This is a genomic window from Shewanella sp. HN-41 (genome assembly GCF_000217915.1).
GTDB lineage: Bacteria > Pseudomonadota > Gammaproteobacteria > Enterobacterales > Shewanellaceae > Shewanella.
Genome location: NZ_AFOZ01000047.1, coordinates 19,560 through 35,436 on the forward strand (window position 1 = coordinate 19,560; position 15,877 = coordinate 35,436).

Genomic DNA, 15,877 nt, shown 5'->3' on the forward strand with positions numbered 1-15,877 from the left:
AATTCTGGTTTATTGCCTACTTAAAAATCCATAAAATAGAAGGAGCTTTAAGCCTGTTATTCTTTGATTATTTTTAATAAATGTCGCTGTTCATCGAGTTTTGGCACTTTGAGTTCAATGATGTCTTTAACAATAAATCCTGCGGGGATTTGCCGCATTTCCTCATCATTTAACTGGCCTTTAAGGGCATAGTACAGCCCATTTTCTGCGGGTAAATGATGGCACCAAGTCAACATATCCTGAATCGATGCGAAGGCACGGCTAAGTACCCCATCAAATTTTTGCTCGGGTTGGTAGGCTTCGACGCGGCTTTCCACCGAACTGATATTGTTAATACCCAACTCAAAGGCAACTTGTTTTTGAAAACGGATGCGTTTGCCTAAGCTATCGAGCAGCACAAAGGTTTTATCGGGATTCATTATCGCCAATGGAATGCCGGGTAAACCTGGACCTGTGCCTACATCGATAAAGCGCTCACCTTGTAAATGCTCTGATACGACTAGACTATCCATGATATGGCGGATCAACATGGACTCGGGATCTCTCACCGAAGTCAAGTTATAGGCTTTATTCCACTTGTTGAGCATGCCAACAAAATCAATTAGTTGTTTTTTCTGCTCCGTTGTTGCGGGCAGATTAATTGCGGCTAAATAAGCCTCTAACTGGGCTGATAACACTGAGCAACCTCAACAAAGATACGATTATGAACGCGAAGGCTATTATGAAGCCCGATAACGTCGAAGGGAAGCATGAATGCTTCCCTTCTGCGACCAAACTGTCGATTAAGCTAGCATTTACGCACTCTTGCGTAATAAGCCACGCTTTTTAAGGTGAACCAGTAAAATTGAAATTGCCGCTGGGGTAATGCCAGAGATCCGCGATGCTTGACCTATGGTTTCCGGCTTATGGTTATTCAGTTTTGCGATCACCTCATTTGATAGACCTGGAACCTCTTTATAATCGAGGTTTAAGGGTAAGCCGGTGTTTTCATTGCGAACAGCTTTGTTGATCTCTTCTTGCTGACGTTGGATATAGCCAGAATATTTTACTTGGATCTGCACTTGCTCTGCGGCTTGCGGATCTTCAAGTCCGGGACCAAAACCGTCGATCTGCATCAACTTACTGTAATCCATCTCAGGACGACGCAACAATTCCTCAAAGGAGGCTTCGCGGGAGATCGGTGTATTCAAATGTGGATTTAACACTGGCACTAAGGGCGAATTAGGGTGCACCCACTGAGAACGCAGGCGCTGTAATTCTAATTCTATCGATTCCATTTTTTCACTGAATGCAGCCCAACGTGCATCATCCACTAACCCTAGTTCACGGCCCTTGGCGGTTAAACGTAAATCAGCATTGTCTTCACGCAGTAATAAACGGTATTCCGCGCGGCTAGTGAACATGCGGTAGGGTTCTTTTGTCCCAAGGGTTGATAAATCATCAACTAACACGCCCAAGTAAGCTTCGTCACGACGTGGGCACCAAGCCTCTTTGCCTTGAACTTGCAGTGAAGCATTCATACCCGCGAGTAAACCTTGGGCACCAGCTTCTTCATAACCGGTTGTGCCGTTGATTTGTCCGGCAAAAAATAAACCATTGATCGTTTTGGTTTCTAATGAATTTTTAAGATCCCGCGGATCAAAATAATCGTATTCGATCGCATAACCTGGACGAACTATTTCCGCGTGTTCCATGCCTTTGATCGAGCGTACCAGATTTAACTGCACATCAAAGGGCAAACTAGTGGAAATCCCATTGGGATAAATTTCAGTCGTATTTAATCCCTCGGGTTCAATGAAGATCTGGTGTGAAGACTTATCTGAGAAACGATGAATTTTATCTTCAATTGAAGGGCAGTAACGTGGGCCAATACCCTCAATAACCCCTGAATACATGGGGCTTCTGTCTAAACCACCACGGATAATGTCATGGGTTTTTTCATTGGTGTGGGTGATATAGCATGAAATCTGTTTAGGGTGATGGCTTACATCCCCCATAAATGACATGACAGGCAATGGAGAATCACCTTTTTGCTCAGCCATTTGAGAAAAATCGATTGTGTTTGCATCGATACGTGGTGGTGTACCCGTTTTCAAACGGCCAACACGTATTGGTAACTCGCGTAAACGATGTGCAAGTGCTATGGCTGGTGGATCACCTGCACGGCCACCGCTGTAGTTTTCTAAACCTATGTGGATCTTTCCGCTTAAAAATGTCCCTGTCGTTAACACGATCGCAGGAGATTCAAAGGCTAATCCCATTTGCGTAACCACACCGATCACTCGATCGTTTTCAACAATAAGATCGTCTACAGCCTGTTGGAATATCCGTAAATTAGCCTGATTTTGCAGAATGCTTTGAATTTTATGACGGTATAAAGCACGGTCAGCTTGAGCGCGCGTTGCACGAACGGCTGGGCCTTTACTTGAGTTTAAAGTTCGAAATTGGATCCCTGCATAATCGGTTGCAACAGCCATGGCACCGCCTAGGGCGTCAATTTCCTTCACTAAATGGCCTTTACCAATCCCACCAATTGCTGGATTGCATGACATTTGTCCTAACGTATCGATATTGTGCGTTAGTAATAATGTTTTAGAACCCATTCTTGCAGCTGCCAATGCGGCCTCAGTTCCGGCATGACCACCACCAACAACAATAACATCAAACCGTTCATGAAAATGCATGACACTACCTTTAATAACTTAAGAGACTCAACACGAGCCGATCATTTTAGCATTTGCTTTGAGCTAGGTGAATGATCATTTTACCTTGTTCGATCGGATTGATCCGGACTAATAGATCTTAAGATCTTTATATAGATCTTCTTATTATGTTTACTATTAGGATCGCTGTTTTCTGTGGGTAAGGTTTTTTCGCCATATAAATCATAAGGTAACAAAGGTTGTATCCTGTGATCTGATCGCGATCTAATCGGATATAAGATGGGGATAGATCCGCTACTTATCCACAAGGTGGATCATTGAGCGGATCTGAGTGTGAATAGCACAGAGGTTGATCAGATCTAAATAATAGGTTATCCACATATTTATACTTGAAATAAGTAAATTGTGGATAAATAGGATCTAAACTGTGGGTTGATCCTTGGTTAAACTTAATTGCGATCTTAAATATTATATTGCCATTGCGCTAACCATGCTAGGGCTGGGTCTTCTGGCACTGGATCCCGTTGTACATCGATCTGGATCTTATCCACAAATACTTTTGCACCACAGTTTTTAAGGGCGTCGATTAGCTTTTCTGGACCTTGGCAGAAAGTGTCATAACTGGAATCTCCTATGGCACACAGGGCTAAATTTACGTGGGATAGATCTGGATTTTTTAGGATAATTTCATTGCAGAAGGGTTGAATATTGTCGGGAAGATCGCCTGCACCGTGGGTTGAGCAAACAACAATCCAGTATGTGTACGAGGCTAATTCGCTTACGGTAGGACTAAGATAGCAACTGACTTCATGCCCTAAGGTTTTCAATTGATCCATCATTTCATCAGCTATATATTCACTACTGCCTAACGTTGTTCCTACTAAAATAGCGATCTTTGTCATTATTACAGCTCTCTATGGTCGTTAAATTTATGCTATTTGATGGTGTTTACATCGGATTTGCCACATTTTTTGTATAAATGTGGGCAAATATGTTCCTCAGTCTGTTAGTGTCTTTGGCTGCCCATACTGGCTTTATAGGTTTTTATAAAAATTATAATAGGATAATCGATGACAGCTCCCGTTCAGTCGCCTCAGTGGCCACGCCAAATCCCTTATATCATTGCCAGCGAAGCTTGTGAGCGTTTTAGCTTTTATGGAATGCGTAATATTCTAACTCCCTTCTTGATGACGGCACTCTTGTTATCGGTACCAGAACATCTTCGTGGTGCCATGGCAAAAGATGTGTTTCATTCCTTTGTCATAGGGGTGTATTTTTTCCCACTATTAGGTGGTTGGATCGCTGACCGTTTCTTTGGAAAATACAATACAATTCTATGGCTTAGCTTAATTTATTGTGTTGGCCATGCTTTTCTTGCCATTTTTGAACACAGTGTCCAAGGATTCTATACTGGGCTGTTTTTGATTGCCCTTGGCTCCGGAGGTATTAAGCCTTTGGTTTCTTCCTTTATGGGAGATCAGTTTGATCAAACGAACAAATCTTTAGCTCAGAAAGCCTTTGATATGTTTTATTTTACGATCAATTTTGGTTCTTTCTTCGCTTCTTTATCTATGCCATTACTGTTGAAGAATTTTGGCGCCGCGGTGGCATTTGGGATCCCTGGTGTGCTGATGTTTATTGCAACCGTATTTTTTTGGCTAGGTCGCAAGCGTTATGTACATATGCCACCTGAACCTAAAGATCCCCATGGTTTTTTACCTGTAATCCGTACAGCCTTACTGACTAAAGTCGCTGGCCAAGCCAATGTGGGTTTAGTGCTCGCTTTAATTGGCGGAGTGTCTGCGGCCTATGCCTTAGTGAATATCCCTACTTTAGGTATTGTGGCGGGTTTATGTTGTGCACTGGTACTCGTTATGGGTTTTACCGGAGTTGGAGCGTCACTGCAGCTTGAAAGGGCTAGGGGGATCCACCCAGATCACGCTGTGGATGGTGTTCGATCTGTGTTGCGTATTTTAGTGCTATTTGCCTTAGTTACCCCTTTTTGGTCTTTATTCGATCAAAAGGCATCCACTTGGATTTTACAGGCTAACGATATGACTAAGCCTGAATGGTTTGAGCCTGCAATGATGCAAGCCTTGAATCCATTATTGGTCATGTTATTGATTCCATTCAATAATTTTGTGTTATATCCCATGATTGAGCGGATGGGGATAAAATTAACCGCGCTGCGTAAAATGGGGGCGGGGATCGCGATAACTGGCTTAAGCTGGATTGTGGTTGGGGCTATTCAGTTGATGATGGATGGTGGTTCGGCACTTTCTATCTTTTGGCAGATTATACCCTATGCCTTGCTGACATTTGGTGAAGTATTAGTATCTGCTACGGGATTAGAATTTGCTTATAGCCAAGCACCTAAAGCGATGAAAGGGAGTATTATGAGTTTTTGGACCCTATCGGTGACAGTCGGAAACCTCTGGGTGCTGTTGGCTAATGTCAGTGTAAAAAGCCCTGCAGTGACTGACAAAATTGTTCAGACGGGTATGAGTATCACGGCGTTCCAAATGTTTTTCTTCGCGGGTTTTGCCATTTTAGCCGCATTGATATTCGCGCTCTACGCCAGATCCTATCAGATGCAGGATCATTATCGACAGGTCCAAGTCGCGTAAAATTGAGTTTGTCCATGAAAGGAGTTAAAAAAGCCCATTTAAAATGGGCTTTTTATTTAGATCAATTACTTGCCGATACAGAACGAGCTGAAAATTTTGCCGAGTAGATCGTCGGAGGTGAATTTACCTGTGATTTCAGATAAGGCTAGTTGTGCCATTCTGAGTTCTTCTGCGAGCAATTCACCCGCGAGGTAAATTTCTAATTGCTCTTTTCCTAGTTGCAGGTGACTTGCGGCTATTTCGAGTGCTTCGAGATGACGGCGACGGGCGATAAAACCACCTTCGAGATTACTCTGATAGCCCATGAGTGACTTTAAGTGCTGCTTTAGCTCTTCAACCCCCAGTCCTGTTTTGGCCGAGATCCTATAGACGCTATAACCTTGCTCTTCGGTCATCATTAAGTCTTCACCGGTAAGATCGGCTTTATTACGGATAACCGTTACCCCCAAATTTGAGGGCAGGCGATCGATAAAATCGGGCCAAATATCATGGGGATCGACAGCGGCTGTTGTCGTGCCATCTACCATAAACAGTACTCTATCGGCGCTATTAATTTCATTCCAGGCGCGCTCTATACCAATTTGTTCAACGGTATCAGTGGTGTCGCGTAGACCGGCGGTGTCAATAATATGCAGCGGCATACCATCTAAGTGGATGTGCTCGCGTAATACATCGCGGGTTGTACCAGCTATTTCGGTGACAATCGCCGATTCTTTACCTGCTAGGGCGTTCAATAGACTGGATTTTCCGGCATTGGGGCGACCGGCTATAACGACTTTCATCCCTTCACGGATGATAGAACCTTGTTTAGCACTGGCTTGCACTAAGTCGAGTTTGTCGATGATTTTATAGAGCGCATTGGCAATTTTGCCATCACTTAAAAAGTCGACCTCTTCATCTGGAAAATCAATCGCAGCTTCAACGTATAAACGCAGATTAGTGACTTGATCCACCAGCTCATGGACTTCCTTTGAAAACTCACCCTGCAGCGATTGCAGCGCGCTTTTGGCGGCCTGTTCGCTGGTGGCATCGATAAGATCTGCAATGGCTTCGGCTTGGGTTAAATCCAGCTTGTCGTTCATAAAGGCTTGTTCGCTGAATTCCCCCGGTTTGGCGATGCGAATGCCTTCAACTTCCAATACACGTTTGATCAGCATGTCGAGGACTATTTGCCCGCCGTGGCCTTGCAATTCCAATACGTCTTCGCCTGTAAAGGAGTTAGGTCCCTTAAAAAATAGCGCTATACCTTGGTCTATGACTTGGCCCGAGGCATTTTTAAAATCGCAATAGTCGGCATAACGGGTCTTAGGTTGATGACCTAAAACTGCCATGGCAACATCCGTTGCTTTGTCACCTGAAATTCGAATTATACCCACGCCGCCACGGCCGGGGGCGGTGGCTTGAGCCACGATAGTGTCAGTTGTCACGGAAATACCCACCAAACTAATATCTACCAAATCATGTAAAGGAAAAGGCGGCTAATTAAGCCGCCTTTAGTGTTATTTTCACTTTATGCGTTGCTAAAGTTATGGCTTATTTTAAGCCTTTTTTCTCTAGACCTGCATAAATAATCTTCTGCTGGATAATGGCAACTATGTTACCCACTAACCAGTACAGTACTAGACCCGATGGGAACCACAGGAAGAATACGGTAAAGATCATTGGCATCCATTGCATCATCTTCACTTGCATTGGATCCATCGTCGGTGCAATAGGTTGCATTTTCTGCATCACAAACATAGACGCGCCCATCAGCAACGGCAGAATGTAGTAAGGATCTTGTACCGATAAGTCGTGGATCCATAACATAAATGGCGCATGACGCAGCTCGAAGCTTTCTAGCAATACCCAGTACAAGGCAATGAAGATTGGCATCTGTAGAATGATAGGTAAGCAGCCACCCATAGGGTTAACTTTTTCCTTCTTGTACAGTTCCATCATGGCTTGACCCATCTTTTGACGGTCATCACCAAAGCGTTCTTTTAAGTCTTGTAGTTTGGGTTGTAGGTTGCGCATCTTCGCCATTGAGGTGTACTGCGCTTTTGTCAGCGGGAACAGTAAACCACGAACGGTTAAGGTGATCAGGATAATAGCCATACCCCAGTTACCGACGAATGATTGATAGAACATCAATAGCCAGTGAATAGGCACCGCTAACCACCAGAGGAAACCATAATCGACCACTAGGTTTAAGGTTTCTGAAATAGCTGACAGCGCCGCTTGATCCTTAGGACCTACATAGAATTGTGAGCTAATTTCTTGGCTTGCGCCGGGAGCTATATCGTATACCGCGCCGCGAAAACCAATATTGGCTAAACCACCAGCGCTGACACTTGAGAAAATCGTGTTGCTATCGGTTGCCGGTGGGATCCAAGCCGAAACAAAGTAATGCTGTAGCATCGCAGCCCAACCGCCTAACGTGGCTTGGTTCAGGTTGCCTTTGGCCATGTCTTCAAAGTTGTATTTCTCATAACGCACATCTTGCGTTGAGAATGCGCCACCGCGGTAGGTTGGCATCATCATGCTGCTTTCAGATGGTTTAATCGTTTGTTTAATCTGACCGTACATCTGTACTTGCAGCGGAGCAGCTGAAGTGTTGTTGATTTTATAGTCAATATCTACGTTGAACTTACCGCGATGGAATACAAACACTTTAGTGTATGTCACGCCATTGTCGGCTACATAAGTTAACGGCACTTCTAAAGTATCTTGGCCTTCGGCTAAGGTAAATTCAGTCGCAGATGCAGTGAATGCTGCACGACCTTTAGCACTGCTATCGATACCATCACGTCCAATAAGACCACTCTGGGCGATATAAGTGTAATCCTTTGTTTGCTCAAGCAATACGAAAGGTTGGTCTTTACCCTGTTCCATTTTGTGTGAAACTAGTGCTGCAAAAACGATGTCACCACCCACTGGGTTGATCTGCACATCGAGTTGATCCGTTTTTACAGTGATAATATTTTGAGTTGCAGCGACGGCTGCTGGCACACCTGTATCAGCTTCTGGAACATCGGCACTGTGAGTACTAGCCGGATTCGCCACTAAGGACGATTCGGTTGCAACGGGTTTAGGAGCTTTGTCTGCTTGCCACTGTTGCCACAGCAAAAAGCTGACAAACAGTAGTCCTATGAGCAATATATTGCGTTGAGATTCCATAGCCTATTTATTACACCTGTCATTTTTAGGGGGGACGGGATCGCTACCGCCGGGATGTAAAGGGTGACATTTTAATATGCGTTTCAATGCAAACCAACAACCTTTCGCGGTTCCGTGCACTTTTATTGCTTCAATGGCGTAATGAGAGCAAGTGGGATTGAAACGACACCGAGGGCCCAGTATAGGGCTAATGAAGATTTGATAGCCACGAATTAACGTGGTCGCTAGCCATTGTAGCGGCGACTGAGTTTGCGCCATAGCTTTTCTATCAATTTGTTGATTTCTGCGTTTTCCATTTCCATCACGCCATTTCTGACCAGCACAACGATATCAAGGTGAGGGATGTCGTGTTGATTTAAACGAAAACTATCTCTGATGACGCGCTTAATGCGATTACGTTGATTGGCGCGTTTTACATAGCGTTTAGCAACAGTAAGGCCCAGACGCGGATGTTGTTCCGAGTTAGGAATAGCGAGCAAGGTAATTTCAGCAGAAGATGCTTTGATGGGGTTGGAGAATACAGATTTAAATTGCGCGGGAGTTAGCAAACGTAACTCCCGCGTAAAGGTATAGCTAGTCAACTAGTTATCCACTTATTAAGCAGATAAACGAGCGCGACCTTTCGCACGACGACGTGCAAGCACCTTACGGCCGCCTACAGTAGCCATACGAGCGCGGAAGCCGTGAGAACGCTTGCGCTTCAGGTTGCTAGGTTGAAAAGTACGTTTACTCATGATGGCAATCCGTCTTTGTTATTAGTGAACATTCCTTATCTCTAGTTATTAGAGGTAAGGGCAAAAAAGAGGCCGAATTGTAATCACTTTACTTGTTCCCGTCAACAACGAAAGTCGGTAAGTGGTTTATTTCTGCCAGCGTGTCCTGAGATCCATCCCCGCAATACACCATAAGATGTGGATAACTCTGTGTACGGCTACTACATCTAGTAGTAAAGGGGATCTTTGACTCGATCAAAGGGCCGCCATTATAGATCAATGTGGATCGCTTAATAAAGCGGGATTTGCGCTAATTGTTTAATAAAAGGATCGATTTTGATCTTTGATGATCGAGGATATCCACATAGAATGATCCCGCTGGGGATAAATATTTTTTAAGGATAGCGATCATTGAGATCTCGCTATAGAATACACCTCTTTTTTGATGATCTTTTGGGGATAACTTAGTGGCTGTTTCACTTTGGCAACAATGTATCGGACGACTGCAGGATGAGCTTTCTGCTCAGCAGTTCAGTATGTGGATCAGACCGTTACAAGCCGAAATGGATGGAGATACTTTGGTGCTTTATGCGCCCAACCGCTTCGTGCTCGATTGGGTCAGAGATAAATACATCAATATCATTAATCAGTTTTTTACTGAGCAAATGGGCAGTGATGCACCTAAGCTACGTTTCGACATTGGCAGCCGTCCATCGGCTAAGAAGCCTGAACCTGTGGCTCCTATTGCGGCAACTCGAGTGCCTAATCCTCAGACTAAAGCGACAGTAGGGACATCTTTTAATACTCAAGCTGAGCCTATCGCGAATGCTAACCATCGCAGCAATATCAACCCAACCTACCAGTTTGATAACTTTGTTGAAGGTAAATCAAACCAATTAGGTAAGGCTGCTGCATTGCAAGTGGCTGAAAATCCTGGTGGTGCCTATAACCCATTATTCTTATATGGCGGAACGGGTCTAGGTAAGACCCACTTATTGCACGCCGTTGGCAACGGGATCATTAAAAATAATCCCAATGCTAAAGTGGTTTATATGCATTCCGAGCGTTTTGTGCAGGATATGGTTAAGGCATTGCAAAACAATGCGATCGAAGAATTCAAACGTTACTACCGTAGTGTCGATGCGCTGTTTATCGACGATATTCAATTCTTCGCTAATAAAGACAGATCGCAGGAAGAATTTTTCCATACCTTTAACGCACTGCTCGAGGGTAATCATCAGATCATCCTGACATCGGATCGTTATCCAAAAGAGATCGATGGGGTTGAAGACAGATTAAAGTCCCGTTTCGGTTGGGGTTTAACCGTGGCCATTGAGCCGCCAGAGTTAGAAACTCGAGTGGCGATTTTAATGCGTAAGGCCCAAGAAAGCGGTATCAATCTACCCGATGAAGTGGCCTTCTTTATTGCTAAGCGATTACGTTCTAACGTCCGTGAGTTAGAAGGGGCGTTAAACCGCGTGATTGCTAATGCGAACTTTACCGGTCGTCCGATAACGATTGATTTTGTGCGTGAAGCACTGCGTGACCTATTGGCACTGCAGGAAAAATTAGTCACTATAGACAATATTCAGAAAACCGTAGCTGAATACTACAAAATTAAGATGGCTGATATGTTGTCTAAGCGTCGTTCGCGCAGTGTTGCGCGCCCTAGACAAGTTGCCATGGCGTTATCCAAAGAATTAACTAACCAGAGCTTGCCGGAAATTGGTGATGCCTTTGGTGGTAGAGATCACACCACAGTGTTGCATGCCTGTCGTAAGATTGCTCAGCTACGGGAAGAGAGTCACGACATTAAAGAAGATTACGCTAACTTGATTAGAACTTTATCTTCTTAAAATCAAGGAATTGGACACTATGAAATTTTCAATTGATAGGGATGCCCTATTAAAGCCGTTGCAATTAGTGTGTGGTGCGGTAGAAAGACGCCATAACTTGCCCATTTTGGCTAATCTCCTTGTAGAAGTCAGTGGTCACTCACTTAAGTTGACTGGCACAGATTTAGAAGTCGAATTGGTGGGCCAAGCTGTAGTTCATGGCGATATAGAAGAAGGTCGTACTACGGTTCCTGCTAAGAAGCTGTTAGACATTGTTAAATCACTGCCCGAACAAAGTGAACTCAAAGTTGAACAACAAGATAATAAGTGGTTGCTGCGTTCCGGTCGTAGCCGTTTTTCCTTAGCGACGTTGCCCGCAGAAGAATATCCCAATGTTGAAGCCTTCCAAGCTGAGATTGAATTTAGTTTGAAGCAGGGCGTATTGAAGTCGATTATCGACTCGACGCAATTTTCGATGGCTAACCAAGATGTGCGTTATTACCTCAACGGTTTATTGTTTGAGACCGAAGGTAATGTGTTGCGTGCTATTGCGACCGATGGCCACCGTTTAGCCTTAAGTCATCGTACAATTGAAGCTCAATTACCTGAAAAACAAGTGATTGTTCCGCGCAAAGGCGTAATGGAAATGGCGCGTTTATTGGAGTCGGACGATCTCGATATCGCGATCGCCATCGGTGATAATGCCATTCGTGCCACGACCGCCAGCACCGTCTTTACCAGTAAGTTAGTCGATGGTCGCTTCCCCGATTATCGCCGAGTGTTGCCAAAGGGGGGCGATAAGATTGTTATCGCTAGCCGTAACCATTTAAAGCAAGCACTGACTCGAGCATCGATTTTATCCAATGAAAAATTCCGTGGAGTGCGTATTCAGCTTGAAGCGGGATTGCTTAAAATCACTGCCAATAACCCCGAGCAGGAAGAAGCAGAAGAAATCATCGATGTGGATTACAACAATCAGCCACTCGAAATAGGTTTCAACGTTAGCTATTTACTAGACGTGCTCAACAACCTTAAATCCGACGATGTGCGTATTACCTTAATTGATGGCAATTCTAGCGCCTTGATTGAAAACCACTTGGAAGAAGATTCCATGTATGTGGTTATGCCAATGCGCTTATAGCTCATATCAACAAGCCTGTGTTTACCGGTTTATCTATGCCATCTACATCGCCTTGGGGTGGTGTAGATGCCCTTAAAATGCCTCAGTTATGCTTTCCATTGTTGAACGGTGGAGTTGCGGTATGATGAGTCCTATACGTTTTTGCCTAAGCCGTTTACTCGGTGTTATGAGTAATGCATGAGCCTGACCCGTCTTAATATCGAAGCTTTTCGCAATATTCAATTGGCGCAATTGAGCCCAAGTTCTGGTATTAACGTCATTTATGGCCAGAATGGCAGCGGCAAAACCAGTATTTTGGAGGCGATTTATTTCCTTGGTATGGGGCGCTCCTTTCGCAGTCATTTATCCCAACGGGTGATCAATAACGACGAGGATAAGCTGACCTTATTCGCCACGTTAAATTTACCCCGTGGCGACAGTAAAATCGGTTTACGGCGGTTCCGTAGTGGCGAGACTGAAGTGAAAATCGACGGTGAGAAGGTGAAGCGCTTATCGACATTAGCCGAAACTTTGCCTATCCAAGTCATTACTCCTGAAAGCTTTTCTTTATTGTTTGAGGGGCCAAAATCCCGTAGGCAGTTTATTGATTGGGGTGCGTTTCATTCAGATCCGCAATTCTACGGAGCTTGGATGAACGTTCGCCGAGTTCTTAAACAGCGAAATCAATTACTTAGAAACGGTTCGGCCTATGATAGTATTCAATATTGGGACCGAGAGTTTGTTCGTTATACCGAGCAGGTCACCGAAATACGAAACCGTTATGTAGACTCGTTAAATGAGCTACTTAAGGGTATAATCGGGGAGTTTTTACCGCTGATAGATGTGAAGGTTTCATTTACCCGCGGTTGGGATAGTAAAACGGATTTTGCGGAGTTACTCACAACCCAATATCCCAGAGATTTGGCCACGGGTCATACCGTCAGCGGTCCCCATAAAGCTGACCTTAGACTTCGTGTAGGCACTTTGCCGGCGCAGGATGCCCTGTCCCGTGGTCAATTGAAATTATTAGTCTGTGCACTGCGTATTGCACAGGGAAAGTTGCTCAAACAACAAACAGATAAACACAGTATTTATCTTGTGGATGATCTTCCATCCGAGTTGGATGCACAGCATAGGCAGCTATTGCTTAAGCAGTTAACGGATACCGGAGCACAAGTGTTTGTGACCGCCATAGATCCTGCAGCAATAGTCGATTCGTTACACACGCCTCCCAGTAGGATGTTTCATGTGGAACAGGGACGTGTAACGGTAATTGAATAACCATTGAGAGAATAATATGTCAGAGAATAGTTACGATTCTTCGAGTATTAAGGTCCTAAAAGGCCTTGATGCAGTACGTAAGAGACCTGGGATGTATATTGGTGACACCGACGACGGTACGGGTCTACATCATATGGTGTTCGAAGTAGTCGATAACTCTATCGATGAAGCCTTAGCCGGCCACTGCAGCGATATCACTATTACTATCCATGTGGATGGTTCGGTTTCTGTGCGAGATGACGGCCGTGGTATTCCTGTTTCTATCCATAAGGAAGAAGGAGTTTCGGCGGCTGAAGTTATCATGACGGTATTGCATGCCGGTGGTAAGTTCGATGATAACTCTTACAAAGTGTCTGGCGGTCTGCACGGTGTGGGTGTGTCAGTGGTTAACGCCCTATCTAAAAAGCTGCAATTAACGATTCGCCGCGAAGGCAAAGTGCATGAGCAGTTCTACACCCACGGTGTTCCCGATGCGCCGATTAAAGTGATCGGCGATGCGACTAAAACAGGCACTGAAATCCGTTTCTGGCCGAGTGAAGATACCTTTAGCGATGTTGAATTTCACTTTGAAATTTTAGCTAAACGCGTGCGTGAACTGTCATTCCTTAATTCTGGTGTGGGTATTCGCCTGATTGATGAGCGTGACAATAAAAATGAATTCTTTAAATACGAAGGTGGTATCAGCGCCTTCGTCGATTATCTAAACCGCAATAAAACACCGGTAAACAAAGACGTATTCCACTTTATGCAAGAGCGTGATGACGGTATCACCGTTGAAGTGGCGATGCAGTGGAACGATGGTTACCAAGAAAACATTTTCTGTTTTACCAACAACATTCCACAGCGTGACGGTGGTACTCACTTAGTCGGTTTCCGTAGTGCGTTGACACGTAACCTCAATAACTACATGGAAAATGAAGGGTATAACAAAAAAGGCAAAACCAATGCGACTGGTGATGATGCCCGCGAAGGTTTAACTGCGGTGATTTCTGTTAAAGTACCGGATCCTAAGTTCAGCTCACAAACCAAAGACAAGCTAGTGTCTAGTGAAGTGAAAACCGCGGTTGAACAGACCATGGGCGAGAAGCTGAACGATTATCTACTGGAAAATCCTGCCGATGCTAAATTAATCGTCGGTAAAATTGTCGATGCGGCCCGTGCCCGTGAAGCGGCGCGTAAAGCCCGTGAAATGACCCGTCGTAAAGGCGCGCTCGATTTAGGTGGTTTGCCAGGTAAGCTGGCGGATTGCCAAGAGAAAGACCCTGGTCTTTCCGAAATCTACATAGTGGAAGGGGACTCTGCTGGCGGTAGCGCTAAGCAGGGACGTAACCGTAAGAACCAAGCGATTCTGCCTCTGAAGGGTAAAATTCTAAACGTAGAAAAAGCGCGTTTCGATAAAATGCTATCTTCTCAAGAGGTTGCCACATTGATCACCGCACTCGGTTGTGGTATTGGTCGCGACGAATATAACCCAGATAAAACCCGTTATCACAACATCATCATCATGACGGATGCTGACGTCGACGGCTCGCACATTCGTACCTTGCTGTTGACCTTCTTCTTCCGTCAGATGCCGGAATTGATTGAACGTGGTTATGTGTATATTGCCCAGCCACCACTATTTAAAGTGAAAAAGGGTAAGCAAGAACAGTATTTGAAAGACGAGCCTGCATTGACTCAATACCTAACGACTCAAGCATTGGATGGCACTATTGTGTATCCAACTCAAGGTGCATTGGGAATGTCGGGTGAGCCGTTGGAGCGTTTAGTGACTCAATACCGTGAAGTGGAGGCGATTGTTGCCCGTTTAGAGCAACGTTATCCAACCCACATTACTAACCGTATGCTCTACCACCCAATGATCACCAACGAGATGTTGGCCGATGAAGCTAAGATTAAGGGCTGGATCGATGCCTTTATCCATGAGCTGGTGGAGTTAGAAAGCAGCGGCGTGTTGTATTCTGGCGAACCAATACTCGATCCAGAGCGTAAAGTGTATCTGCCTAAGATCACCATTCGTAAACACGGGATAGATACCAACTACCTGTTCAGCTACGATTTCTTCCAATCTACTGACTACCAACGTATTGGTAAGTTAGGTGCAGCACTCGAAGGCATGATTGAAGAGGGTGGTTATGTGCAACGTGGCGAACGCGTTAAAGAAGTAGGTAGCTTCCTCGAGGCTCTGGACTGGACCATTTCTGAGGCTAAGCGCGGCTTGTACATCCAGCGTTATAAAGGATTGGGTGAGATGAACCCGGAACAATTGTGGGAAACGACAATGGATCCTGAATCACGCCGTATGCTGCAAGTCACAATCGACGATGCCGTGGGGGCCGATCAACTATTCACCTGTCTAATGGGTGACCAAGTTGAACCTCGCCGTGAATTTATCGAAGCGAACGCCTTGAACGTGGCTAACTTAGACGTGTAATGCACGTTAAGTGACGTGTTATTAAGTTAATTAAGGGAAGGCTTG

13 protein-coding genes are annotated in these 15,877 nt (G+C 44.8%); 5 read left to right on the top strand and 8 right to left on the bottom strand.

Annotated elements, in window-relative coordinates; all coding sequences use genetic code 11:
* Nucleotides 1-56 precede the first annotated feature (56 nt).
* The 3 genes from rsmG to mioC form a co-directional block, all read right to left on the bottom strand.
* Complete coding sequence (gene rsmG / locus SOHN41_RS19330; RefSeq protein WP_007652329.1) at nt 57-677, bottom strand: 16S rRNA (guanine(527)-N(7))-methyltransferase RsmG; 621 nt, start codon at nt 675-677, stop codon at nt 57-59.
* A 117-nt stretch (nt 678-794) separates the two neighbouring features.
* Complete coding sequence (gene mnmG, locus SOHN41_RS19335) at nt 795-2,684, bottom strand: tRNA uridine-5-carboxymethylaminomethyl(34) synthesis enzyme MnmG (protein WP_007652331.1); 1,890 nt, start codon at nt 2,682-2,684, stop codon at nt 795-797.
* Nucleotides 2,685-3,124: 440 nt separating this feature from the next.
* Nucleotides 3,125-3,565, bottom strand: coding sequence for an FMN-binding protein MioC (gene mioC, locus SOHN41_RS19340; RefSeq protein WP_037459760.1), 441 nt, complete (start codon nt 3,563-3,565; stop codon nt 3,125-3,127).
* Between the two features lie 168 nt (nt 3,566-3,733).
* On the opposite strand from mioC, the gene SOHN41_RS19345 reads away from it, so the two are divergent.
* Nucleotides 3,734-5,290 carry a POT family MFS transporter gene (locus SOHN41_RS19345; RefSeq protein ID WP_007652333.1) on the top strand — a complete coding sequence of 519 codons (1,557 nt, stop codon included), beginning with the start codon at nt 3,734-3,736 and terminating at the stop codon, nt 5,288-5,290.
* 65 nt (nt 5,291-5,355) lie between these two features.
* Here the strand turns inward: SOHN41_RS19345 and mnmE are convergent, their stop codons facing one another.
* From mnmE to rpmH, 5 genes are all read right to left on the bottom strand, one after another.
* The gene (mnmE, locus tag SOHN41_RS19350) at nt 5,356-6,717 is read right to left on the bottom strand and encodes a tRNA uridine-5-carboxymethylaminomethyl(34) synthesis GTPase MnmE (RefSeq protein WP_037459777.1); all 1,362 of its coding nucleotides are present in this window, start codon (nt 6,715-6,717) and stop codon (nt 5,356-5,358) included.
* Nucleotides 6,718-6,823: 106 nt separating this feature from the next.
* Nucleotides 6,824-8,449: a membrane protein insertase YidC gene (gene yidC, locus SOHN41_RS19355; protein WP_007652335.1), complete on the bottom strand. Its 1,626-nt coding sequence runs from the start codon at nt 8,447-8,449 to the stop codon at nt 6,824-6,826.
* A gap of 3 nt (nt 8,450-8,452) precedes the next feature.
* The gene (gene yidD, locus SOHN41_RS19360; RefSeq protein ID WP_011070421.1) at nt 8,453-8,707 is read right to left on the bottom strand and encodes a membrane protein insertion efficiency factor YidD; all 255 of its coding nucleotides are present in this window, start codon (nt 8,705-8,707) and stop codon (nt 8,453-8,455) included.
* Nucleotides 8,674-9,030, bottom strand: coding sequence for a ribonuclease P protein component (gene rnpA, locus SOHN41_RS19365; protein ID WP_007652336.1), 357 nt, complete (start codon nt 9,028-9,030; stop codon nt 8,674-8,676). The genes yidD and rnpA overlap by 34 nt, the downstream gene beginning before the upstream one ends.
* A gap of 15 nt (nt 9,031-9,045) precedes the next feature.
* A complete protein-coding gene (gene rpmH, locus SOHN41_RS19370) occupies nt 9,046-9,183 on the bottom strand; it encodes a 50S ribosomal protein L34 (protein WP_006083827.1) in 138 nt (45 codons plus the stop codon).
* A gap of 446 nt (nt 9,184-9,629) precedes the next feature.
* On the opposite strand from rpmH, the gene dnaA reads away from it, so the two are divergent.
* From dnaA to gyrB, 4 genes are all read left to right on the top strand, one after another.
* Nucleotides 9,630-11,018: a chromosomal replication initiator protein DnaA gene (dnaA, locus tag SOHN41_RS19375; protein WP_007652337.1), complete on the top strand. Its 1,389-nt coding sequence runs from the start codon at nt 9,630-9,632 to the stop codon at nt 11,016-11,018.
* A 19-nt stretch (nt 11,019-11,037) separates the two neighbouring features.
* Nucleotides 11,038-12,138, top strand: a complete 1,101-nt coding sequence (gene dnaN, locus SOHN41_RS19380; protein ID WP_007652338.1) for a DNA polymerase III subunit beta — start codon at nt 11,038-11,040, stop codon at nt 12,136-12,138.
* Nucleotides 12,139-12,315: 177 nt separating this feature from the next.
* Nucleotides 12,316-13,398 carry a DNA replication/repair protein RecF gene (gene recF, locus SOHN41_RS19385; RefSeq protein ID WP_007652339.1) on the top strand — a complete coding sequence of 361 codons (1,083 nt, stop codon included), beginning with the start codon at nt 12,316-12,318 and terminating at the stop codon, nt 13,396-13,398.
* Between the two features lie 16 nt (nt 13,399-13,414).
* Nucleotides 13,415-15,832, top strand: coding sequence for a DNA topoisomerase (ATP-hydrolyzing) subunit B (gene gyrB, locus SOHN41_RS19390; protein ID WP_037459764.1), 2,418 nt, complete (start codon nt 13,415-13,417; stop codon nt 15,830-15,832).
* Nucleotides 15,833-15,877 lie beyond the last annotated feature (45 nt).